Here is a 22,317-nt window from a genome sequence, read left to right as displayed (position 1 = left end):
GCTTACAGCTCGCGGGCCTCTTGCCAGGACAGATCAAGCAGCGCGTCCACATCGAAGTCTTCGCCCGCCGGCAGAATGCCCTGTTCCTGCATGATGCCCGCCAGTTCCTTCATGCGCGCGATGTCGTCTTCCGTCAGCTTGGCGCTGAAGTCGTTGGTGCGGATGGCGTCGGCGATGACCTTCTCGGAGGACACTTCGCCCTGCTTCAGGGACTTCACCACCGGCTCTTTGATGAAATAGTCGGTGATCAGGGGTGCCGCCTGCTGTGGGTCATTCTCCAGCATGTCGATGGCGTCACGCTGGGCGTCCAGCGCGGCCCAGAGCACGTCTTTGCGCTTCTCCAGGGTTTCGCCGGAGGTGATGACCACCATGCAGGGGAACGGCCAGACCTCGCCGATCTCGTAGATTTCCTCCACCGGCGCCACCAGCTTGGCGATGCTGGCGTAGGGCTCGAACAGGAAGGCGGCTTCAACGCGACCACCCACCAGCGACTGGATCGCCACCGACGGTGCGACCCCCATGATGTTCAGGTCGTTGGGCTTGAGACCGGCTTCGGCGAGCGTAACGCCTTTGAGTACGATGTCGGCGGTGCTGCCCTGCTTCTGGGAGGCCAGGTTCTTGCCTTTCAGGCCCTCGATACCGGCGATGCCGGCGTCATCCCGCACCAGCATGGCGTGGTATCCGCGCTGTGCGCCGCCCACGATTTTCAGATCCGCCCCGCGGGACGCCCAGGTAAAGGCGTTGGAGAAACCCAGAACGCCGATGTCCAGCTGGCCGCCAACGATGCCCTTGATCAGGTCGGTGCCGGAGCTGAATTCGATCAGCTCCGCGTCCAGCCCGTACTTTTTGTACAGGTCGGCTTCATAGGCCAGCATGGCCTGGGCGTCGTCCATCACCCGCACGTAGCCAACCCGGAACTCTTCGGCGGCGTGCGCGGGGCTGACCAGCGCAACTGCGAGGGCAGCGGTTAGAATCCAGCGAATCATGATATTTCTCCTTCCGCATCTACGGCGTGTGTTGTGTCGGTGTCGATACCCAACAGATTCAGTACGTCCCGACGGATGTCGGCAAACGCTGTCAGGTCATGGGTTTTGGGAATATGGCCCAGGGTGATTTCCTTGAGAATCACCGCCGGTCGTTTGCTGAAGACAAGGACGCGGTCGGCCAGATACAGGGCCTCATCGACGTCGTGGGTGACCAGCACCACCGTCGGGCGTTCCTCCTCAATCAGATCCTTGAGTACGCTCTGCAGCGTCATGCGGGTCAGGGCGTCGAGGGCACCGAAGGGTTCGTCCAGCAGCAGTACCTGGGGACGGGCAATGAACGCCCGGGCCAGGGCGCAGCGCTGACGCATGCCGCCAGACACCTGATGGGGGTAATAATCCTCGAAGCCGTCCAGTTTGACCCGTGCCAGCCATTTGCGGGCCTCCGGCAGCGCCGCTTTACGGGGGGTGTCCTGAAACTCCAGCGCCAGCGCGACGTTGTCGATCAGTGTCATCCACGGATACAGCGCATGTTCCTGGAACACCAGCGTGCGTTTGGGTGAGGGTTTGGCGACGGACTGACCGTCAGCCCGGAGGTTGCCGGTAGAAGGCTGCTCCAGGCCAGCCACCATATGCAGCAGCGTTGATTTGCCACAGCCGGACGGCCCTACCAGCGCAACGATTTCACCGGTGCCGATGGTGCTGTCGAACTGCTTGATGACGTTGAGGTCGCCAAACGACTTGGTGACCTCGCTGAACTGGAGTTCCATATAGCCTGCCGGAATATCGATATATTCAAAATGGAAATATTAATGTCCCATTTTATAACCGATAGGCTATACGGAAAAGTGCATTCCTCAGGTTTCCCCGGCGTGGCGGAAGCGAGGCGTTAATTCTCGTCCCGCGGTGGGCGCTCCACCACTTTGCGTTTGCCTTTGGCGCAGCGCGACAGGGCTTTCAGGCCGTCGCCCTCGAAGGCGTCCACGCGGATCACGTCGTACAGCGCTTCGAGCGCTTCCAGCAGTTTGTCGCACTCGTCTTCCTGGATGACGCCCTGTTCGCAGGCCCAGTCCACCAACTCCTTGCGTTGATGGCCCATCAGCAATGCAATGCCGTCCAGTTCGTCCTCGTCACGGTTACGAACCGCTTCGTGGAGCCGGTTGCGCATCTCGACGGTTTCGTTGGCCAGGCGATAGGCGTTCAGCACGCGACCGAGCGCATCCTCCGGATCGGTGTTGATATAAGCGCCGCGGCTGACCCGCTGACGTACCGGGGTGTCTTTGACGATGGTGTCTGCCACCCGCGCGCCCAGTTTGTCGTCCGGGCCGTTGAGGCCGGTGGCGCCCAGCGGAAACACCAGCAAACGCAGTGGCCAGCGCAGCGCCGGTACCGGGAAGTTGATGATGGCGTCGCGCATGGCGTCCTGCAGATCACGCAGACAGGTTTTCAGGCTCCACTCCACCAGCGGCCGCTGGTCGTCCGGGTAACCTTCCTCGTGCCATTGTTTGATGACCGCGGTGGCGTAATACAGGTGCACCAGGCAATCCGCCATGCGACCGGACAACCGTTGACGGGCTTTCAGCCCGCCGCCGACGGTCAGCAGGGTGACGTCGGTCATCAGCGCAAACGCCGCGGAAAAACGCGCCAGCTGACGGTAGCAGGGTTTGATGTCGCCCTGGCGGGGTACCGGCTCCAAAAGGCCGCGGGTCAGCCCCAGCACGAAGGCCCGCAGGGCATTGCGGGTGGTGTGGGCGATGTGGCGGTAGAAGATGCCATCGAATTTCTTCGCGGCTTTGTCTTCATCTTCCATGCCGGCGGCGTCGATTTCATCGACAATGAACGGATGGCAGCGAATCGCCCCCTGGCCAAAGATCATCAGGCTGCGGGTCAGGATGTTGGCCCCTTCCACGGTGATGCCGATGGGCACCGCCTGATAGGCGCGGGCCAGGAAGTTGCGCGGACCGGTGATGACGCCACGACCGGCCACCACATCCATGGCGTGGTTGATCACCTCCCGCATCAGATCGGTGTTGCGGTATTTCAGCACCGCCGAGGGCACCGAGGGCCGCACGCCCCGATCCAGCATGCCGGAGGTCAGCAGTCGCGCCGCGTCCATCATGTAGGTGTAACCGGCGATGGGCTCCAATGCCTCCTGCACCCCTTCGAACTGGCTGATGGAGCGGCCGAACTGTTCCCGCGCCAGCGCGTAGGAGCCGGTCGCCAGGCTGGCGACCTTGCCGGCGCCGGTGCCCAGGGCCGGCAGCGAGATGGAGCGGCCGATCGACAGGCATTCCAGCAGCATGGTCCAGCCCTTGCCGAGCATGTCCTGACCGCCAATCACCTGCTCCATGGGAATGAACACCTCGGTGCCCCAGGTAGGCCCGTTCATGAACACGGTGTTCATCGGCAGGTGGCGGGCGCCGGCGTTCACGCCCTCGGTTTCCCGCGGCACCAGTACACAGGTAACGCCGATCTCGTCCTTTTCGCCCAGCAGTTTGTCCGGATCGTAGACCTTGATGGCGAGGCCGATCAGTGTGGCGACCGGCGCCAGGGTGATGTAACGCTTGTTCCAGGTGACCTTCAGCCCCAGAACCTCTTCGCCGTCCCACTGCCCCTTGCACACGATGCCCTTGTCGGGAATGGCGCCGGCATCGGAACCGGCCACCGGAGAGGTCAGGGCAAAGCAGGGAATTTCCTCGCCGCCGGCGAGGCGCGGCAGGTAATGCTGTTTCTGCTGATCGGTGCCGTAATGCATCAGCAACTCACCGGGGCCAAGGGAGTTGGGCACCATCACCGTGACCGCGGCGGACACGCTGCGGGTGGAGATCTTCATCACGATTTCGGAGTGGGCGGTGTTGGAGAAGCCGAGGCCGCCGTCCTCCTTGGGGATCACCAGCCCGAAAAAGCCGTTGTCACGGATGAACTTCCAGACCTTGTCCGGCAGATCGTATTCTTCGTGGGTGATTTTCCAGTCGTCCAGCATGCCGCAGAGCTTTTCCACCGGGCCGTCCAGAAACGCCTGCTCTTCACTGGTCAGATGGGCAGGCTTGGCATCGAGCAGTTTCGACCACTGCGGCTGGCCCGAGAAGAGTTCGCCGTCCCAGTCCACTGAGCCGGATTTGAGCGCTTCGGATTCGGTCTCCGACAGTGTCGGCAGGCGGTTGCGAACCCAGCCCAGCAGCGGGCGGCTGAGTTTGTCGAGGCGGAGATCGCCCGGGAACACCAGAATCAGCGCCAGCGCCAGCAGACCGCCGCCAAACAACAGGCTGAGCAGATGCCAGTCGTCCTGAAAGAAGCCGGCAATGGTGGCGATGATCATCACCGCCGCCGCCGATTTCCCGCCAATTCCCAGATAAATCAATACCAGTGCACTGATCAGAAGGAGCAGAACGCTCATGGGCAGACCTCCGTATCATGAGAGAAATCAATCAGATTCGACCTTTACCATCGGTCAAAGCCTGACCGGTTGCAAGCGTTCCCCGCTTACCAATCCTCAATGCCAGGAATAGCAGGAATGCAAATGTTTGTTAAACGCCCTGCGAAACCTGCAAAAGCATTGATCTGATCTCTTGGCTTTCAAGAATACATAGTTCATATCAATCCAGAAGTTTCCGGAGAAGTCCATGTTTGCAAAGCTCACCGTTGCCAAGCGCCTGGCGCTGGGATTTGGCCTGTTGTTGTCGCTGATGATCCTGGTCAGCCTGATTGGTAACCATCGTGTCGGGTTCATTGACCGTACCCTGACCGAGGTGGGCGACGGCGCTGCAGTCAAGCAGCGTTATGCCATCAACTTTCGCGGCAGCGTGCACGACCGCGCCATCGCGATCCGCGACGCCGTGCTGGTGGAGAACGACACCGACCTACGGCGTCATCTGCAGGACATCGAGCGCCTGAAGGCGTTTTACCGGGAATCCGCAGGTCCCATGGACGCCCTGTTCCGCGACCTGGGGGCCACCGAGCGCGAGAAGCAGCTGCTGGCGGCGATCAAGGACATCGAAAGGCGGACCCTGGCGTTGACCGATGACCTCCTTTCGATGCGCCAGGACGGCGACATTGAAGCCGCGCGGGATTTCCTGCTCAGTGACGTGTCCGCGGCTTACAGTGAGTGGCTGGCGAGGGTGAATGCCTTCATCGACCATCAGGAAGCGCTGATTGCCACCGACGTGGACGCGGTGCGCGAGGCTGCTGGCAACTTCAATACCTTGATCTTTGTGGTCACCGGGGTGGCGGTACTGCTCAGTGTGCTGGTGGCCTTCCTGATCATCCGCCGGATGAAGGCAACGCTGGGTGGCGAGCCGGAAGACGTCGCCGAGGCCATTCGCCAACTCGCCGACGGTGAGCTGGATCAGTCGATCCAGACCCGCTACCCGGACAGCGTCATGGGCGCGCTGCAACAGACGGTCGAGCGGCTGTCGGGCATTATCCGCGAAGTGCGCGCGGCGGCAGACGAGCTCTCCTCGTCGTCATCCGAGCTGGAGTCGACGTCGGAAAACAACAGCCGCCAGATTCGCCTGCAGGCCAGCGAAGCGGAGCAGATGGCAACGGCCATCAACCAGATGTCAGCCACGGTGAACGAAGTGGCCGGCTACGCGTCCAGTGCTGCCACGGCAACCCAGAAAGCGGACAGCGAGGTGGAAAGCGGCAACCGCACCGTCAAGCAGACCGCCTCGTCCATCGGTGAGTTGGCGCAGACGCTGGAGGAGGCCTCCCACACCGTGCAGCGGGTATCGGCGGACAGCGCCAACATCGAAACCATCATCGAGGTGATCAACGCCATCGCCGAGCAGACCAATCTGCTGGCATTGAACGCCGCAATTGAGGCGGCGCGGGCCGGTACCCACGGGCGCGGATTCGCGGTGGTGGCTGACGAGGTGCGTTCGCTGGCCTCAAGAACCCAGGATTCGACGCGGGAAATCCGTGACATGATTGGCCAGTTGCAAACCGGCGCGGGCAAAGCTGCGGAAGTGATGGAGACCAGTCGTGAACTGGCGCGCACCACGGTCGCGCAGACCGAAGAGGCGGAGCAGGCCCTGGCCCGCATTCGCAGTGAAGTGGGCGCGATCAATGACATGAACGCGCAGATTGCCAGCGCTGCCGAAGAGCAGACCGCGGTGGCCGAGGAAGTGAACCAGAACATCAGCCGGATTCACGACTCGACGTTGCAGACCTCGGCAGGCTCCGAGCAGGTCGCCGGGGCGAGCCGGGATCTGGCGGTGCTGGCAACCCAGCTCAGATCCCGGGTTGGCGTGTTCCGGCTCAGGGACTGAGCCCCGCAGCTCAGAGGTAGCCGGCCCCGAACACCAGCCCGAGGACCACCGGCATCACCACCAGGCTGCCGAGGTTGCTGATCAGCACCAGCGACGCCACCTTGTGCGGCTCCTGCTGGTACTGTTCTGCCACCATGTAATTCAGCACGGCCGGGGGCAGCGCGGCAAACACCCACAGGGAGGCCACCTGCAGCCCCGGCAGATCCAGCAGCGCAATCATCGGCCATGCCAGAATCAGGCCGGACGCCGGGCAGGCAATGGCGCCGAGCATGCCCAGTTTCCAGTCGCGGAAGTCCACATCCAGCATGCGCACCCCAAGGGCAAACAACATCAGAGGAATGCAGACCCCGCCAAGCATGTCCATGGATTCCAGCAGCCAGCCGGGCACCGGAATGCCGGCCAGGTTCACGGTCAGGCCGGCCAGGCTGGCAAACACGATGGGCAGACGCAGGCGCTGGATAATCGAGGTGTGGGGGTCCAGCATGTACAGACCCACCGAGAAATGCAGCAGCATTTCCACGATGAACAGCACGATCGCCGCCGGCAGCGCCGCCTCCCCGAACGCCAGCACGAGAATCGGAATGCCCATGTTGCCGGAGTTGTTGAACATCATCGGCGGCAGGAAGGTTTTCAGGTTCAGCTTCAGCGCACGGGCCACCGGGTACAGCAACAGGCCGGACCCCAGCACCACCACCGTGGCGGCCAGCGCCAGGCTGGCGTAATCCTGCAGCGGTGCCTGCTGGTCGGCCAGTACGGCAAACACCAGCAGTGGCACGAACAGGTCCATGTTCAGTTTATTGAGGCCCTGGATATCCGGGGTGTGGTAGCGGCCATACAGTGCGCCACAACCGGCAATCAGAAACACCGGTAACATCGTGGACAGGATCTGACCAATCATTCGCAGGCTTCCATTCGCAAACTCCGCTGGTTCTTGGCGACGGATTCGGGCAAGAGTGGATGGGCACAAACCGTTAGGTTCGCAAGTATTGGTGCCGCCGGGCAAGGGAAACCTGGCGATCTTCGACCAAAGCCCTAGGGCCGGTGGCGCCGCCGGGCGCTTGCAGCGGTGTCGGCTCCTGCCACAGAATGAGCATCACCCAGAACCGACGGAGTGACCCGTGGCCTTCGATTTCGACACCCCGATCCCCCGTGAACACACCTGTTCCGTGAAACTCGATGCCCGCAACGCCGTCTTCGGGCGTGAGGACGTGCTGCCGCTGTGGGTGGCCGATATGGATTTCGCCGCCCCCGCGGCCGTCACCCGCGCGCTGGAAGAGCGGGCCCGCCATCCGATCTACGGCTACACGCTGTTTCCCGACAGCCTCTATAAGGCGATGAGCGACTGGTTTGCCCGTCAATACGGCTGGCCGATCGAGCGGGAATGGGTGCTGATGGCGCCTGGGGTGGTGCCGTCCCTGCACGCGGCCTGTCTGGCCTTCGCCGGCGCCGGCGACGGCGTGATTATCCAGCCACCGGTGTATCCGCCCTTTTTCAGTGCGGTCAGGCAGACCGGGCGGACCGTGATCGAGAATCCGCTGGTGGTCACCGACGGTTGCTATCACATGGATTTGCAGCACCTGGAGGCCTGCGCCGCCCGGGAGGATGCCCGGGTGTTGCTGCTGTGCTCGCCTCACAATCCGGTCGGGCGGGTATGGCGCGAAACCGAGCTGCAACAGGTCCTGGACATTGCCCGCCGCCACGGCCTGGTGGTGCTTTCCGACGAGATCCACTGCGATCTGGTGTATCCGGACGCGCCCGCCCATCAGATCCTCGCTCGCCTCGCCACACCCGATGATGCCCTGGTCACCGCTGTTGCCCCCAGCAAGACGTTCAATATGCCGGGGCTGGGATTGTCTGCCCTGGTGGTGTCCGACCCCGCACGGCGGCAGGCGTTGAAAGCGGTGTTCGACTCCATGCACATGACCCAGTGCAACCCCTTCAGCATCGCCGGTTTCGAAGCGGGCTACCGCCACGGCGCGGATTGGCTGCGAGCACTGTTGCCCTACCTGCAGGACAACCGGGATTTCGTCCTCGACCGCCTGGCCCGTCGGCTGCCGGAAATCGTCGCGACCGCACCGCAGGGCACCTATCTGATCTGGCTGGATTGTCGGGCCCTGGCTCTCGATGACCCGGCGCTGAAGCGGTTTTTTGTCGAGCAGGCCGGCCTCGGGCTCAATCCCGGGGTGTCGTTTGGAACCGCCGGCAGCGGCTTCATGCGTATGAACATCGGCTGCCCGCACGCCGTGCTGGCAGAGGCGCTGGATCGCCTTGAGGCCGCAGTGATCGAGCGGTTCCGTTGATGTCGCCAGGTTATCACCGCTGTCAGTAAATTTTACAGCTGGTGTTGCATAGGCCTTTACTGCTCCTGGCAGATCCTTGTTTTTGAACCACTAAGGCGAATGCGGTACGCAGCGTGCTTTTGTCCAGGGGCAGTACTCATTAACGGAATACGGGGAAACCCAGGGAGGCAAGTATGCCAAAATTGACACTGGCCACGTTGGTGGCTGTAGCTCTATCACTCCCAACGCTGGCAAGTGCAGCGCTGATTTCTGCCAGCTACACGGTACACCACAACAGTTCCGACCCGGGGTTGGTCGTTGATGCTAGGGATATCGCTGATAATCCCTTCACCTTCGATCTGGCGGCCGGAGAGAGTAAGCATTTTTCACTCTTCAAGATCTGGACCGACGAGTCGGCGATCAACAGCGATGACAGGGAAGCCAAGAACATTTCTGTTGATTTCGCGTTTACGTCGCCGGAACCACTCGCAGGTACTGTCTACGGGGAAACAGATGGCTTCAAAGGCGGACTCTGGGGTAGCTACCAGGCCGGCATTCTCACGTGGGGAGATCCTCTGAATCTGGCCTTCGGTGATGGAGGGCTGATGAGAATAACTCTGTACGATGCGATGTTCAATGAGGGCTATTTGTGGGGAACCGCCGATGGCTGGAAGCATGGCGCCAAGGTCAAGGGCAAGATTGAGCTGATCGCCGACGCAGCAGAAGTGCCTGAGCCGGGCACTCTGGCTCTGCTGGGACTGGGCCTGCTCGGTATGGGCGTTCGCGCCCGTCGCCGCGCTGCCTGATCTCCGGTTCCGAAACGACAAAACCCGGGCATGGCCCGGGTTTTGTCGTTTACGCCCGTGGTTTTCCCGTCGCTCAGCGTTCGCCTGTCTCGGGCGCGGAATCTCTCCGACCGCGGGTGGCCAGGTACAGACCGGCCAGAATCAGCAGCCCGCCGACAACGTGAAACAGCCCCAGCCGTTCGCCCAGGAACACCCCCGCCAGCACCGATGCGAACACTGGCGTCAGGTACATGAACATGGCCGCCCGTGCCGGGCCGATCCTGTGCACCCCGTAGTTCCAGAAGGCGTACGCCAGAATGCCGGGAAAGAAGGCAAAGTACAGCAGCGGCATCAGGGTGGACTGGCGCACCTCGAAGCCGCCCTTGAACAACAGCAACTCCGCCAGATAGAACGGCAGAATGATCAATGTGCCCAGGGCAATCTGAGTGGTCAGGAACGTCAGAGCCGGCAACGGCACCGCCTGTCGCCGCAGCAGCACTGAAAACAGGCCCCAGCTGAACACCGCCGCAACCATGATCAGGTCACCGGGCTGGGCCTCCAGGTTCAGCAGTACCGTGAGTTTGCCGCGGGCCACCACCGTCAGGATGCCCAGTACCGCCAGCGCGATGCCCACTGCCTGAAGCGGCCGCGTGCGGTCGCCGAGCAACAGCCAGGCCAGTAGCGCAATGAAAATGGGAATGGTGGCGTTGATCAGCGCGATGTTGGTGGCGCTGGTGGTGACCGCCGCGTAGTAGAGCAGGGAATTGAAGGCCGCCACGCTGAAGGTTGCCAGCGCCACCATGGAGCCGAGGTATTGGCGGATGACGCGGCGGTGACGCACCATGCCGGGCAGCCCGAAGGGCAGCAGCACCGTCAGAGCGATCACCCAGCGCCAGAACGACATCGACAGCGGCGGAATGCTCTCCACCGTGCCCTTGGCCACCACCGCGTTTCCCGCCCAGAACAGCGGGGTCAGCACCAGACCGGCGTAGGCCGGCCACAACGATCGGGAAAACGGGTTCGCCACACCGGCTCCTGTTATCCATCCGGGAATTCAATGGGAGCCGATAGCATACTACTCGCCGGGTACTTCTGCCTCCGTACCAACGTGGTAGGCCGCGAACCCGGCCATCACCACCTGATCCACCGCCATACCAATAATGCGACCATCACTGATGGCCCGGATGGGGTGCTGTGCGTTGGTGATCGGATCAGCCACATAGCCCAGGATTTCGCCCTCGGTGACTCGGGCCCCCAGATCCACTTCGCTGAACAGAATGCCGCCGTTGGGCACACGGACCCAGTTGGAGTCGTAGTAGACCGGCTCGGGGTCACCCCAGACGAACATCCGGGAAATCATGCCTTCCTTGTCCAGCAGGCTGGTCAGGCTGTTCACGCCGGCGTCGATCTGGTGTTCCTGGATGCGGTGAGATTCCCCGGCCTCCATGGTGACGGTGCGGATGCCGGCTTCCACCGCGGCGGTACGCAGCATACCGGAGGAGCCTGAGCTGTGGACCACCGCCATCCGGTCAAAGCCGCGGGTAAAGGCCGCCACGTCGGGGTTGTTCATGTCTGCCCGCAGCTGGGGCAGGTTGGTTCGCTTCTGGGAGCCGGTGTGAATGTCCACCAGCATGTCGCAATGGCGAATGACGTTTTCGAACAGCGAATAGGCAATGCGATCCGCCAGGCTGCCATTGGGACTGCCGGGGAAGTGTCGGTTAAGGTCCCGGCGATCGGGCAGGTAGCGGGTACCCTGCTGGAAACCCGGCAGGTTGACGATGGGAATGCCGACCACACGCCCGGACAGCTTTTCCGGGTTGAGATCGTAGACGGTGCGGCGCACGATCTCGATGCCGTTGAGTTCATCACCGTGCACCGCGCCGGTCAGGCACAGCGTGGGGCCCGGGTTGACGCCATTGACTACCAGCACCGGGGTGGGCTGGGACAGGCCGGCAATCTGGATGTTCGGCGACCACGACAGGCGGGTCGAGGTGCCGGGCCGGACTTCCGTGCCCAGCAGTTGGAAACTGGTGGCCGGTTCCGGTTCCTCGGGCACCGTTGCGTCTTCCTGCGCGGCGGCGATGGCCTCGTCGGTGGTCGGGGGTGGGGGCACCGGAGCGATCTCCTTGAGATCAATGTCGGGCGCCACCTTCTTGGGGGCCTTGACCTCCTCCGGAGCGCGTCGCGGTTCGGAATGTTCGATGTCTTCGACGTTCTCGTCTTCGGCCAGTTCAGCCACCAGAACATCGCCGGTCTTGCTGCTCTGTTGTTCAGCGGTCACCGGTGCCGCCACGAAGGCCAGCGTCGACACTGTCAGTCCGAGAATCGAAAGAGACCTTAGCCCGTGTGTCTGCAACAGCATGAATCCTCGCATGTGGAGAGCTTAAGAAAGCGCGAACAGGCGCTAGGATAAAGCCCCCCTGCCATCATGAATACGGCTGTGACAAAGGTTTAATGCCACCTTCATGAAATCTTTGTGTTTTTCCGCAAAATGACCTAAGAGATAGGGATACAGGTGCGATTTTACGTTCCTGTGACATTTATACGTGCCGGGGGGAATGAACTGTATGGACCTTTTGCGAATTTTGATTGCAATTTTGTTACCGCCGTTGGGGGTGTTTTTACAGGTCGGTATCGGAAAACACTTCTGGATCAATATCCTGCTGACCCTCCTTGGTTACATTCCCGGCATCGTGCATGCGGTCTACATCATCGCCAAGAAATGACGGGGGCCGCGCGGCAGTCTCCCGTCGCGCGGGTCAGGACTCGGCCGTCGCGCCCTCGCCGCCGCCCAGCGCCCGATAGAGGGTAATGCGGTTGGTGAGCTTCTGCCGTTTAACTTCCACCAGAGCCTGGCGGGCGTTCAGCAGCTCCCGCCGGGCGTCCAGCACCGCCAGGTAATCATCCGCACCACTGTCGAAGCGGATCTCGGCGAGGTTCAGGCTGCGCTGTGATGCCCGCACCAGTGCCGCCTGGGCCCGTTCCTGCTGCCTCAGGTACCGCCGCGCTGCAAGGCCATCGGCGACTTCCTGAAAGGCGGTCTGGATGGCTTTCTCGTAATCGATCACGGCTTTTTCCGAGCGAATCTCGGCAACATCCAGATTGGCTTCCAGGCGTCCGGCGTTGAAGATCGGCACGCGGATCCCCGGCGAAAATGACCAGGCACCCGATCCGCCGTCAAACAAACCCGACAGGTCGGCGCTGGCGGTGCCGGCCGAGCCGGTCAGCGTAATGGCCGGAAAGAACGCCGCCCTGGCCGCGCCGATGCTGGCGTTGGCCGCCCTGAGTGCATGTTCGGCCCGGCGGATATCCGGCCGACGGGTCAGCACCGAGGCGCTGAGGCTTTCCGGCACCTCGCTCAGCAGTGCCACCGCCGGTTCCATAACCCTCGTTTTCGGGATCTCCGGTACCGGTCCACCGATCAGCACCGACAGCGCGTTGCGATCCAGGGCGACCTGGCGGCGGAAACTGGCGCGGTTGGTACGCGCGGTTTCCAGCGCGATTTCCGCCTGGCGAACCGCCAGTTCGGAACTGAGCCCGGCCCGATACCGGCGCTGCACAAGCTCGGCGGACGCCTGTTGCGCCTTCAGCGTCTCCTCACTGATCGCCAGTTTCTGCTGATCGGCCAACAACAGGAGGTAGGCGTTGGCGACCTCGGAGATCAGGGTAATCCGTGCACTGCGGGCGGCCTCTTCGGTCCCGAGGTAGGTTTGCAGCGCGGATTCGCTCAGGCTGCGCACCCGCCCAAACAGGTCCAGCTCGTAGGCCGCCATGCCAAGGCCGACGCTGTACTGGCTGCTGATTGTGCTGTTGCCGTTGCCGCTGAGATCGGCAGGAAGACGCTGCCGGGTGCCGTCGGCGTTGACGTTGAACTCCGGCGCCAGCGCCGAGCGCTCAATGCCATACAGGGCCCGGGCTTCGGCGACATCAAGCAGCGCCAGTTCAAGATCCCGGTTGTTGGTCAGTGCGCTCTCGACCAGGGCGCGCAGATGCGGGTCGGGGAACAGGTGCTGCCAGTCCGGCAGGATCGGGTCCGCGGCATCGTCGGTGTCCTGGCCAATGGTCACCGGCACCGGGCGGTCCGGCGTCTCGTAGTCCGGGATCATGGAGCAGCCAGTCACCGTCAGGAGGGCCAGAACCAATGGGAGGGTCGCTCTCATGACGCTGCCTCCGGAGTTGCAGGTGCAGTGCCGGATTTGCTGGCGGCGCCGCCGGTCAGCGGAACCCCGGCCAGTCGACGGACCAGCACGTAGAACAACGGGATAAAGAAGATGGCCAGCACCGTGGCCGCTACCACGCCGCCGAACACGCCGGTACCAATGGCATTACGGGCACCGGAGCCGGCGCCGCTACTGAGCATCAGCGGCGTGACCCCGAGGCCAAAGGCCAGAGACGTCATCAGGATCGGGCGCAGCCGCATCCGCGTGGCCTCCAGGGTGGCTCGCAGCAGCCCGCGCCCCTTCTGCTCCAGCTCGAGAGCGAATTCGGCAATCAGGATGGCGTTCTTGGCCGACAGGCCTATGGTGGTGAGCAGCCCCACCTGGAAGAACACATCGTTGGCGAGGCCCCGGAAACTGGCGGCCAGTACGGCACCAATGATACCCAGCGGCACCACCAGCATGACCGAAAACGGAATCGACCAGCTCTCGTACAGGGCTGCCAGGCACAGGAAGACCACTACCAGCGACAGGGCATAGAGTACCGGCGCCTGACTGCCCGCCTGCTTTTCCTGATAGGACAGGCCGGTCCATTCGAAGCCGAAACCGCCGGGCAGTTCCCCGGCCAGCTGTTCCATGGCGGCCATGGCATCGCCGGTGCTGTAACCCGCAGCGGCGCTGCCCTGGATGTTCATCGCCGACACCCCGTTGTAGCGTTGCAATTGCTGTGGCCCGTAACTCCACTGGCCCTCGGCGAAACTGGCAAAGGGCACCATCTCGCCGGCCCCGTTGCGGACATACCAGTTGCTGATATCGTCCGGCAGCATGCGGAAGGGTGCGTCCGCCTGGACATACACCCGCTTGATCCGGCCCCGGTCGGTGAAATCGTTAACGTAGCTGGAGCCCCAGGCCACAGACAGGGTGGTGTTGACGTCGGTGAGTGAGACGCCCATCGCCTTCGCTCTCTGCCGGTCCACATCGAGCCGGTACTGGGGCGCGTCGGGAAGGCCGCTGAAGCGAACCTGGCTCAGGGCCGGATGCTGGTTGGCCTGGGCCAACAGCGTGTTGCGGGCCTCGACCATGGCTTCATGGCCCAGGCCGCCGCGATCCTGTAGCTGAAAGTTGAACCCGCTGGCGACGCCCAGGGCGGGAATGGAGGGCGGGTTCAGGGCGAAGATCACCGCCTCGCGGACCTGGGAAAACTCCGCCATGGCCCGGCCGATGATGGCGTTGACACCATTCTGCTCAAGGTCGCGCTCACTCCAGTCCTTGAGCCGCACGAAGGCCAGGCCGGAATTCTGGCCCCGACCGGAAAAGCTGAAGCCGGCCACGGAGAACATGGATTCCACCGCCTCGGCCTCGTTCACCAGGAAGTGATGTTCCATCTTTTCAAGCACATCAATGGTCTGGGCCTGGCTGGAGCCGACCGGCAGCTGAACCTGGGCCAGCAGGATGCCCTGGTCCTCGTCCGGCAGGAACGACGAGGGCAGGCGCATGAACGTGAACGCGAGCACGCCGACCACGGCCACGTAAATCAGCAGGTAACGCCCCCAGCGGCCGATGATCTTCTCGACACGGCCGGTGTAGCGCCCGGTGGCCTTGTCGAAGCTGCGGTTGAACCAGCCGAAAAAGCCGCCCTTGCTGTGGTGGTCGCCCTTGTGGGGCCGCAGCATGGTGGCGCACAGGGCGGGCGTCAGAATCAGCGCCACCAGCACCGACAGCGCCATGGCAGAGACGATGGTGATCGAGAACTGGCGGTAGATCGCGCCGGTGGAGCCCGGGAAGAATGCCATGGGCACAAAGACCGCGGACAGCACCAGGGCAATACCCACCAGCGCGCCGGTAATCTGCCCCATCGATTTGCGCGTGGCCTCCACAGGCCCCAGGCCTTCGTGGGCCATGACCCGCTCCACGTTCTCCACCACCACGATGGCGTCATCCACCAGCAGCCCGATGGCGAGCACCATGCCGAACATGGTCAGGGTGTTGACCGAGAAGCCGAACGCGTACATCACGCCGAACGTGCCCAGCAAGACCACCGGCACCGCGATGGTGGGAATCAGCGTGGCGCGGAAGTTCTGCAGGAACAGGTACATGACCAGGAAGACCAGCGCTATGCCCTCGAACAGGGTCTTGACCACCTCCATGATGGAGATTTCCACAAACGGCGTGGTGTCGTAGGGGAACGCCACCTCCAGGCTGTCGGGGAAGTAGGCCTGCAGTTCGTCGATCCGGGCGCGAACGCGCTCCGCGGTGTCCAGGGCGTTGGCGCCGGAGGCCAGGTTGATGCCCAGGCCGGCGGCCGCCTTGCCATTGAAGCGACCCTCGGTGGCATAGCCCTCGGATCCCAGTTCAATTCGGGCGACGTCCCGCAGCAGGACTTCGGAACCCTCGGGGGTTACCTTCAGCAGGATCTCGCCGAACTCTTCTGGGGTTTCCAGCAGGGTCTGCACGATGATCGAGGCGTTCATCTGCTGCGCCTCCACCGAGGGGGTACCGCCAAGCTGCCCGCCGGCCACCTGGTTGTTCTGCACCTGGATGGCGCTGGTGACGTCGGTGGGGGTCAGGTTGAACTCATTGAGCCGGTTGGGATCCAGCCACACCCGCATGGCGTACTGGGAGCCGAACAATTGGGTCTGGCCGACGCCCTGAACCCGGGCGATGACATCCTCGACGTTGGCGCCCACGTAATCCGCAATGTCCGCCCGGCTCATGCTGCCATCGCTGGAGGTGAACGCCAGCACCATCAGGAAGGTGTCGGAAGACTTGCTTACCTGCACGCCCTGCTGCTGCACCACCTGGGGCAGGCGCGGGGTGGCCAGTTGCAGTTTGTTCTGTACCTGCACCTGGGCGATATCCGGATCCGTGCCGGCGGCGAAGGTCAGTCGGGTCTGGGCGTTGCCGGAGGAGTCGCTGGTGGAGGACATGTACAGCAGGTTGTCGATGCCGTTCATCTCCTGCTCGATGACCTGGGTGACCGAGTTTTCAACCGCTTCGGCGGAGGCGCCCGGGTAGTTGGCGGAAATGGTCACTTCCGGCGGCGCAACGGTCGGGTACTGCTCCACGGGCAGGTTGTAGATCGCGAGGCTGCCCGCCAGCATCAGAATGATCGCGATGACCCACGCGAAAATCGGTCGGTCGATGAAATACTGTGCCATGGCAATCAGCCCCGGGAGTCAGCGGTGGTGGAAAGGGTGGCCGCGGTTTCGCCGGCCACATCGACCGGCGTGACGGCTGATCCGGTGCGGATTTTCTGCAGACCATCGACAATCAGCCGGTCTCCGGCGGCGAGCCCCGAGCCAATCAGCCACTGGTTACCGATGGCCTTTTCCGCCTCCACCTTGCGCTTTTCCACGGTGTTGTCCGCGCCAATGACCATGGCCACGGCCTGGCCGTCGGGTTCACGGCTGATGGCTTTCTGGGGCACCAGAATGGCGTCGTTGCGATGCGCCTGGGGCAACCGGGCGCGCACGAACATGCCCGGCAGAAGCGAGTGGTCCGGATTTGGGAAGAGGGCCCGCAGCGTCACCGATCCGGTGGCTTCGTCGACAGCGAACTCGGAAAATTGCAGGGTGCCCTGATGCGGGTAATCGGCGTCATTGTTTCGGGTCAGTTGCACTGCGGCCTGATCTTCCCCCACGGTTGCCAGCTCCCCCTTGGCGAGCGCGGATCGCAGCCGTTGCAGTTCGTCGTAGGACTGGGTCAGGTCCACGAAGATCGGATCCAGTTGGCGGATGGTCACCAGCGCCGTTGCCTGGTTGGCGGTGACCAGGGCCCCGGCGGTGACCGTGGACCGGCCAATCCGGCCACTGATCGGCGCCTTGATCCGGGTATAGTCGAGGTTGATACGGGCCGTATCCAGCGCCGCCTCGGCAGCAGCCACCCGGGCGCTGGTGGCGTTCAGGGTGGCGCGGGCCTCGTCCAGCTCCTGCTGGCTGACGGCACCGGTTTTAATGAGTGTTTCATAGCGCCTGGCCGTCAGCCGGGCCGATTCCCGCGAGGCCCTGGCGTCGGCCAGGTCCGCCTCGGCGCTGGCCACGGCAGCGCGGTAGAGTTTGTCGTCAATCCGGTACAGGGCCTGGCCGGCCTCGACGGACTGGCCTTCCTCGAACAGTCGCTCTTCGATGAGCCCGCTGATTTGCGGGCGTACTTCCGCCACCTGGTAGGCACTGGTGCGGCCCGGTAATTCGTTCACCAGAGTAAACGGCTGTTCCTGGACCACCAGATAACCGGCCTTGGGTGGAGCCGGGCTGGCGGCCTTTTCAGTCCCTTGCTGCTGGCCACAGGCAGACAGCAGGAGTGATAGGGTCAGCAACAGCAGGGCGGATTGCGTAGAATGGCGCATGAATGACCTCAGATGAGCGGTGTCGGTTTACAGCAGGGATGGTGCCCTTGTAAGCCTGAAATCGGGTGTAGGTGAAAACAGCATCATACATACATCCACGAATGTATGTATAGTGGCAAATACGGTGTTTGCATACCTTTGACAGGAGTGGCCATGGCCAGGCGGACGAAAGAAGACGCCCAGAAGACGCGGGAATTGCTGATCGAAGCGGCGGAGAACGTTTTTTACGACAAGGGCGTTTCCAAGGCGTCGCTGAGTGACATTGCGGAGTCCGCCGGCGTCACGCGGGGGGCCATTTACTGGCATTTCAAGAACAAGCACGACGTTTTCGAGGCGATGATCGAGCGGCTGAAAACACCGCTGGAACTGTTGCACGACGCCATCGAACACCCCGACGAACCGGATCCGCTGGGGCGTTTCCGGGAACTGCTGATCTACCTGACCCAGCAGATTGCCCGCGATCCGCGCCGGCGGCGGGTGTATGAGATTGTTTTCCTGAAATGCGAATTGACGGATGCCAACGAACCCCTGGGCAGTAAACACCGCCAGGCGTTTCTGGATGGCTCCGATCGGATGCGGCGGGCGCTGGAGAACGCCTTGAAACGTGATCAGTTACCCCGGGACATCAACATCGAGCAGGCGATTGTACAGCTGCACGTCCAGCTCACCGGGCTGATCTACCTGTGGTTGTTGTTGCCCGACACCTTTGAGTTCGAGCGCGAGGCAGCGCGCACTATCGACACCTATTTTTACAGCCTGCAGCACTGCTTTGGCCAGGCCGATGCCACCACCTGCAAGCCCTAGGTGGTGCGGGTCGCGTGCCAGACCTCATCCGTCTGGCGGGCACGGCCGTCGATCTCCAGTTTCAGTAAATGCGCCAGGGCCGAGCGCGCCGCCAGACCATGGATGGCGGTCGGAACGTCGTCGTAGGCGTGGGTCGTCAGGTCCTTCAGCGGGGCGGGGCCAAGGTGTTTCAGCGCCTTGGCCACCTTGTGTTCCCGGGCCAGCCGATGGGTAATCAGGAAATCGATCACCGCTTCGGGATGGCCCATCAGAAAGCCATGGGCCGGTGCAATGTAGCGGATGGATTCGGCCAGCAGGTCGTACAGCGCCTCCAGATAGGCCTTCATATCGCCGTCCGGCGGGTTAATTACCACCGTGGAGCCTTGCATGATGTGGTCGCCGGAGAACAGCAGCTGCTGATCAAGCAGCAGATAGCAGATGTGGTTGGAGGCGTGCCCCGGGGTTTGGATCACCTTGAGCACGCCGACCTCGGTGACGATCAGGTCGCCATGCTCCGGTTCATCGTCCGGCGCGAACGTCGGGTCCTGTGATGCCCCGGCCGGCGCCGGCAGGCCAAACACCCGGCAGCCGGTTCTGGCCTTCAGCGCCGCCGTTGCCGGTGAATGGTCAAGATGGGTGTGGGTCACCACGACCTGATCAATCACCCCGCCGGTCAGTTCGAGAATCCGTTCGATGTGGGCCTCGTTCTCAGGCCCCGGGTCCAGCACCGTGAACCGCTCGTGGCCCAGCAGATAGGTATTGGTGCCGGGCCCGGTCATCATGCCGGGGTTGGGTGCAGTCAGGCGGATGACGCCGGCGGCCACCTCGACCGGCTCTCCTGGTAGGATTTGCGCGTGGGTAGAGCCCTCGCCCTCCGGGTCCAGTTTCATCGCCTCATCGTAGGCCGGGGAGCCGGGTTCGAGCAGCACCGGCTCGCCCTTCTTCAAAGCTGGCCAGGGCTGGTCCGGATAAGGTTCCGGTGGATTGGCGTGGGCATAGCGCATCAGTTCGTCGGTGGTGTCAAAGCTGCTCAGGATCCGCAGCGTGCGAATCGTCGGCAGTCCCAGCAAACGCTCACCGCTGCGGTGTTCACTCAAGGCCTCGGCAGGGCTGATCCACACCTGGTCGATGGTCTCTACCCCGTCGTGGCTGGCCTCCTGGCCTTCCGGCGCCACCGCCACGAAGAACCGGGTATCGAACCGCCGCGGCGGACCCGGCGGAGTGATCCAGTGCCCCAGATACGCCAGCCGATCCAGTGGAATCGACAAGCCGTGCTGTGCACACAACTGCGCCAACGATTGCTTGCCCTGAAACAACGCCTGCCGTTCAGCGTGCACCGGGTGGTCGCCGCCCAGGCTGGCGCCGTCAGCGTCCACCGCCATCAGGATCCCGGCTTCCTCAAAACACTCCCTGACTGCCGCCAGCATATAATCCGCGCCGCCTTCGTCCAGGCTCATGGTCTGGCTGATCTGCGCGTCCGCTGGCCCCAGTGCATGTTGCCGCGCCAGAGGTTCCTGCTGATCCACCGCACCGCCAGGGAACACGTAGTAACCGGGTAAGAACACCGCGTCCCAGGTGCGTTGCAACAGCAAGACCTCGAGACCCTCGTCGGTATCGCGGGTCAGAACCAGTGTGGCAGCAGGGCGAATATCCATAGACTTTCCGTTATTTTCAGTACGTCGGGCCATGGGTGCAGGAAAGAGGTTGGAAGGCTGCTGTCAAAACACGCTCCTTCGGCCCGTCCCTGGGACGCTTGGGCTCCGCCATCCCTGGCTCCGCACAGTTTTGACAGCAGCCTTCCAACCTCTTTCTTCCAGCACCGTGGTGGCCGCCAATAGCAATTCAAGATAGCCAAAGTTCCGCCCGCTGTCTCGGGGTGATGGCAAGTCGGCAAGGGAGTATCATGGCGCCTCTCTGAAACTTTCTCCCAGCAGGATACTGACCTTGGCCCGTATAAAGCTTTCCTTCCCGGATGACGTTTTTTGTTTTGAAACCCGAATGCCGGTTCGCATCACCGACATCAATGGCGCCAACCACCTGGGAAACGATGCGCTGATCTCCATGCTCTCCGAAGCGCGGGCCCAGTTCCTGGTGACCTACGGTGTTCAGGAAGCCGATCAGAACGGCGTGGGCATCATCGTGACCGACCTGGCCACCATGTACCAGTCGGAATCCTTCTTCCCGGAGATGCTGCGGTTCGAGGTGGGGTTGATGGATTTCAACAAGTACGGCGGCGATTTCGTGTTCCGGGTCAGCAAGGCCGACAGTGGCCAACCGGTGGCGCTGGCCAAGTACGGGTTCGTGTTCTTCAATTACCAGCGCAAGGAAGTGACCCCGATGCCGGAGAGCTTCCGCTCACGCTTCGGCTGATACCGGCGCGGCGCGCAGCTTGTTCATGCCGGCGCGGTAGAAGCTGTAGGCCATGGCGCCGGCGAACAGGTTGCCGACCAGCGCGCCACTCATCAGGCCGTAGATGCCATTGAGCTGACTGCCGAGCCAGAGCAGCGGCAGAAAACAGAGGAACAGCCTCAGGGTAGACACCAGCAATGCCCGCATGGCCAGACCGAGGGCGTTACACACCGATACCATCAGCATGCAGACCCCCAGGCCGCTGTAGCTGAGGGGCACCCGCAGCAGGTAACCGGCCAGGATCTCCTGCACTTCGGCATCGCTGGTGAACAGTTCCGACACCAGCCCCGAGGCCGCCAGCCAGATCAGGCCGATGGCCAGTTGCCAACCGACCACGAAGCGGACCGCGAGGCGCACCAGTTTGCGGATCTGCGCGATATCCCCGGCGCCGAGCAGGCGGCCGATCATCGGAGGCATCGACATGGTTAGCGCCAACACCACCACGATCGAGAAGAATTCCAGACGCGTCCCCAGCCCCCAGGCGGCCACCGCCGCCGATCCGAAACCGGCCACCAACGCGGTGGCCAGCATGGCCGAGGCCGCCGGCATCAGCTGGCTGACCATGGCCGGCGCCATGATGCCGTTGAGCTGCTTCAAGGCAGGGCCGAGGGCAAGCTGGCGCAGGTCGAACCGGGCCCAGTGACGTTTCAGCAGCTTGGGGTAGATCACCAGGCAGCCCAGGGTAAAGGACGTAACCGTCGCCCAGGCTGCGCCGGGCAAGCCCCAGTCGAAGACGAAGATGTACAAGGGGTCCAGGGCAATGTTGAGCAGGCTGGTGGCGACCATCATGTAGCCCGGCAGTTTGGTGTCACCGTGGGAGCGGCATACGCTGTAGCCGAAGTACAGGGTGGCGCCGGTCCAGGCCGCGATCAGCCAGGGCAGCCAGTAACTGCGGATCATGGGCAGCAGCGAGTCCTCGGCCCCGAGTGCGGACATGATGCGTTCCTGCAACAGCCACAGGCCAACACACAGCACAAACACCAGGCTGCCACCGACGGTGATCACCAGACCACCGAGCCGGAACGCGCGGAGTTCGTCGCCCTGGCCCAGGGTGCGGGAGATAATGGCGGTGGTGGCAATGCCCAGCCCCACCTGCAGGCCGATGATGAGTTGCTGCATGGGCAGTGTGAAACCGAGTGCGGCCAGGGGAGCCTGGCCGAGTTGGCCAATGAAGGCACTGTCGGCCAGCTGGAAGGTCATCAGCGAGAGCACCCCGAACAGCATGGGCCACGTCATCGAGTACAGGTGGCGGGCCAGTGATGCGGTGTGGGGTGGTTTGCTCACAGGTGGTGTGGTGCTCGAGTCAGAA

16 protein-coding genes and 1 pseudogene are annotated in these 22,317 nt (G+C 62.9%); 6 read left to right on the top strand and 11 right to left on the bottom strand.

Going from position 1 to position 22,317, the window contains the following annotated elements; all coding sequences use genetic code 11:
* Window positions 1-2 precede the first annotated feature (2 nt).
* From DYI22_RS05125 to DYI22_RS05115, 3 genes are all read right to left on the bottom strand, one after another.
* A complete protein-coding gene (locus DYI22_RS05125) occupies window positions 3-986 on the bottom strand; it encodes an ABC transporter substrate-binding protein (protein ID WP_213476969.1) in 984 nt (327 codons plus the stop codon).
* Window positions 983-1,753 carry an ABC transporter ATP-binding protein gene (locus DYI22_RS05120; protein WP_213476968.1) on the bottom strand — a complete coding sequence of 257 codons (771 nt, stop codon included), beginning with the start codon at window positions 1,751-1,753 and terminating at the stop codon, window positions 983-985. Before DYI22_RS05120 ends, DYI22_RS05125 begins: the two co-directional genes overlap by 4 nt.
* Window positions 1,754-1,872: 119 nt before the next feature.
* Window positions 1,873-4,380 carry an acyl-CoA dehydrogenase gene (locus DYI22_RS05115; protein ID WP_213476967.1) on the bottom strand — a complete coding sequence of 836 codons (2,508 nt, stop codon included), beginning with the start codon at window positions 4,378-4,380 and terminating at the stop codon, window positions 1,873-1,875.
* Window positions 4,381-4,606: 226 nt separating this feature from the next.
* Between DYI22_RS05115 and DYI22_RS05110 the strand changes: the two genes are divergently transcribed.
* A complete protein-coding gene (locus tag DYI22_RS05110) occupies window positions 4,607-6,250 on the top strand; it encodes a methyl-accepting chemotaxis protein (protein WP_213476966.1) in 1,644 nt (547 codons plus the stop codon).
* A 10-nt stretch (window positions 6,251-6,260) separates the two neighbouring features.
* Here DYI22_RS05110 and DYI22_RS05105 read toward each other — a convergent pair whose 3' ends face one another.
* Window positions 6,261-7,148: an AEC family transporter gene (locus DYI22_RS05105; protein ID WP_213476965.1), complete on the bottom strand. Its 888-nt coding sequence runs from the start codon at window positions 7,146-7,148 to the stop codon at window positions 6,261-6,263.
* Window positions 7,149-7,368: 220 nt separating this feature from the next.
* On the opposite strand from DYI22_RS05105, the gene DYI22_RS05100 reads away from it, so the two are divergent.
* Together DYI22_RS05100 and DYI22_RS17685 are read left to right on the top strand one after the other, a co-directional pair.
* On the top strand, window positions 7,369-8,550 hold the full coding sequence (locus DYI22_RS05100; protein ID WP_213476964.1) for a MalY/PatB family protein: 1,182 nt from the start codon (window positions 7,369-7,371) through the stop codon (window positions 8,548-8,550).
* 689 nt (window positions 8,551-9,239) lie between these two features.
* Window positions 9,240-9,335 (top strand): annotated as a pseudogene (locus DYI22_RS17685) (PEP-CTERM sorting domain-containing protein); the annotation flags it as partial.
* 73 nt (window positions 9,336-9,408) lie between these two features.
* Here DYI22_RS17685 and DYI22_RS05090 read toward each other — a convergent pair.
* Both DYI22_RS05090 and DYI22_RS05085 read right to left on the bottom strand, forming a co-directional pair.
* Window positions 9,409-10,341, bottom strand: coding sequence for a DMT family transporter (locus tag DYI22_RS05090; RefSeq protein ID WP_213476963.1), 933 nt, complete (start codon window positions 10,339-10,341; stop codon window positions 9,409-9,411).
* Between the two features lie 48 nt (window positions 10,342-10,389).
* Window positions 10,390-11,676, bottom strand: coding sequence for a succinylglutamate desuccinylase/aspartoacylase family protein (locus tag DYI22_RS05085; protein ID WP_213476962.1), 1,287 nt, complete (start codon window positions 11,674-11,676; stop codon window positions 10,390-10,392).
* Between the two features lie 205 nt (window positions 11,677-11,881).
* Between DYI22_RS05085 and DYI22_RS05080 the strand changes: the two genes are divergently transcribed.
* Window positions 11,882-12,040, top strand: a complete 159-nt coding sequence (locus tag DYI22_RS05080; protein ID WP_144777495.1) for a YqaE/Pmp3 family membrane protein — start codon at window positions 11,882-11,884, stop codon at window positions 12,038-12,040.
* 33 nt (window positions 12,041-12,073) lie between these two features.
* On the opposite strand, the gene DYI22_RS05075 is transcribed toward DYI22_RS05080, so the two are convergent.
* From DYI22_RS05075 to DYI22_RS05065, 3 genes are read right to left on the bottom strand one after another with little or no spacing between them, the layout of a single operon-like run.
* Window positions 12,074-13,474, bottom strand: coding sequence for an efflux transporter outer membrane subunit (locus DYI22_RS05075; RefSeq protein ID WP_213476961.1), 1,401 nt, complete (start codon window positions 13,472-13,474; stop codon window positions 12,074-12,076).
* A complete protein-coding gene (locus DYI22_RS05070) occupies window positions 13,471-16,629 on the bottom strand; it encodes an efflux RND transporter permease subunit (RefSeq protein WP_213476960.1) in 3,159 nt (1,052 codons plus the stop codon). Before DYI22_RS05070 ends, DYI22_RS05075 begins: the two co-directional genes overlap by 4 nt.
* A gap of 5 nt (window positions 16,630-16,634) precedes the next feature.
* A complete protein-coding gene (locus tag DYI22_RS05065) occupies window positions 16,635-17,816 on the bottom strand; it encodes an efflux RND transporter periplasmic adaptor subunit (protein WP_213476959.1) in 1,182 nt (393 codons plus the stop codon).
* Window positions 17,817-17,969: 153 nt separating this feature from the next.
* On the opposite strand from DYI22_RS05065, the gene DYI22_RS05060 reads away from it, so the two are divergent.
* Window positions 17,970-18,620, top strand: coding sequence for a TetR family transcriptional regulator (locus DYI22_RS05060; protein ID WP_213476958.1), 651 nt, complete (start codon window positions 17,970-17,972; stop codon window positions 18,618-18,620).
* Here DYI22_RS05060 and DYI22_RS05055 read toward each other — a convergent pair.
* Window positions 18,617-20,254: an MBL fold metallo-hydrolase gene (locus DYI22_RS05055; RefSeq protein ID WP_213476957.1), complete on the bottom strand. Its 1,638-nt coding sequence runs from the start codon at window positions 20,252-20,254 to the stop codon at window positions 18,617-18,619. The genes DYI22_RS05060 and DYI22_RS05055 overlap by 4 nt on opposite strands.
* 289 nt (window positions 20,255-20,543) lie before the next feature.
* On the opposite strand from DYI22_RS05055, the gene DYI22_RS05050 reads away from it, so the two are divergent.
* Window positions 20,544-20,969 (top strand): thioesterase family protein, encoded by a 426-nt coding sequence (locus DYI22_RS05050; protein WP_213476956.1) that lies wholly within the window; start codon window positions 20,544-20,546, stop codon window positions 20,967-20,969.
* On the opposite strand, the gene DYI22_RS05045 is transcribed toward DYI22_RS05050, so the two are convergent.
* A complete protein-coding gene (locus tag DYI22_RS05045) occupies window positions 20,955-22,244 on the bottom strand; it encodes an MATE family efflux transporter (RefSeq protein ID WP_213477294.1) in 1,290 nt (429 codons plus the stop codon). The two genes, DYI22_RS05050 and DYI22_RS05045, sit on opposite strands and share 15 nt — an antisense overlap.
* Between the last annotated feature and the right edge of the window lie 73 nt (window positions 22,245-22,317).

Origin of the sequence: Marinobacter lipolyticus (assembly GCF_018424605.1) — a bacterium.
Taxonomy (GTDB): domain Bacteria; phylum Pseudomonadota; class Gammaproteobacteria; order Pseudomonadales; family Oleiphilaceae; genus Marinobacter; species Marinobacter lipolyticus_B.
This window is presented reverse-complemented; position numbering and strand designations above follow the sequence as displayed.

Bases quoted from the DNA above. Each gene is read 5' to 3' on its own strand.
- DYI22_RS05125 (WP_213476969.1), bottom strand. From the start codon at position 986: ATGATTCGCTGGATTCTAACCGCTGCCCTCGCAGTTGCGCTGGTCAGC.
- DYI22_RS05120 (WP_213476968.1), bottom strand. From the start codon at position 1,753: ATGGAACTCCAGTTCAGCGAGGTCACCAAGTCGTTTGGCGACCTCAAC.
- DYI22_RS05115 (WP_213476967.1), bottom strand. From the start codon at position 4,380: ATGAGCGTTCTGCTCCTTCTGATCAGTGCACTGGTATTGATTTATCTG.
- DYI22_RS05110 (WP_213476966.1), top strand. From the start codon at position 4,607: ATGTTTGCAAAGCTCACCGTTGCCAAGCGCCTGGCGCTGGGATTTGGC.
- DYI22_RS05105 (WP_213476965.1), bottom strand. From the start codon at position 7,148: ATGATTGGTCAGATCCTGTCCACGATGTTACCGGTGTTTCTGATTGCC.
- DYI22_RS05085 (WP_213476962.1), bottom strand. From the start codon at position 11,676: ATGCTGTTGCAGACACACGGGCTAAGGTCTCTTTCGATTCTCGGACTG.
- DYI22_RS05080 (WP_144777495.1), top strand. From the start codon at position 11,882: ATGGACCTTTTGCGAATTTTGATTGCAATTTTGTTACCGCCGTTGGGG.
- DYI22_RS05075 (WP_213476961.1), bottom strand. From the start codon at position 13,474: ATGAGAGCGACCCTCCCATTGGTTCTGGCCCTCCTGACGGTGACTGGC.
- DYI22_RS05070 (WP_213476960.1), bottom strand. From the start codon at position 16,629: ATGGCACAGTATTTCATCGACCGACCGATTTTCGCGTGGGTCATCGCG.
- DYI22_RS05065 (WP_213476959.1), bottom strand. From the start codon at position 17,816: ATGCGCCATTCTACGCAATCCGCCCTGCTGTTGCTGACCCTATCACTC.
- DYI22_RS05060 (WP_213476958.1), top strand. From the start codon at position 17,970: ATGGCCAGGCGGACGAAAGAAGACGCCCAGAAGACGCGGGAATTGCTG.
- DYI22_RS05055 (WP_213476957.1), bottom strand. From the start codon at position 20,254: ATGGATATTCGCCCTGCTGCCACACTGGTTCTGACCCGCGATACCGAC.
- DYI22_RS05045 (WP_213477294.1), bottom strand. From the start codon at position 22,244: ATGACGTGGCCCATGCTGTTCGGGGTGCTCTCGCTGATGACCTTCCAG.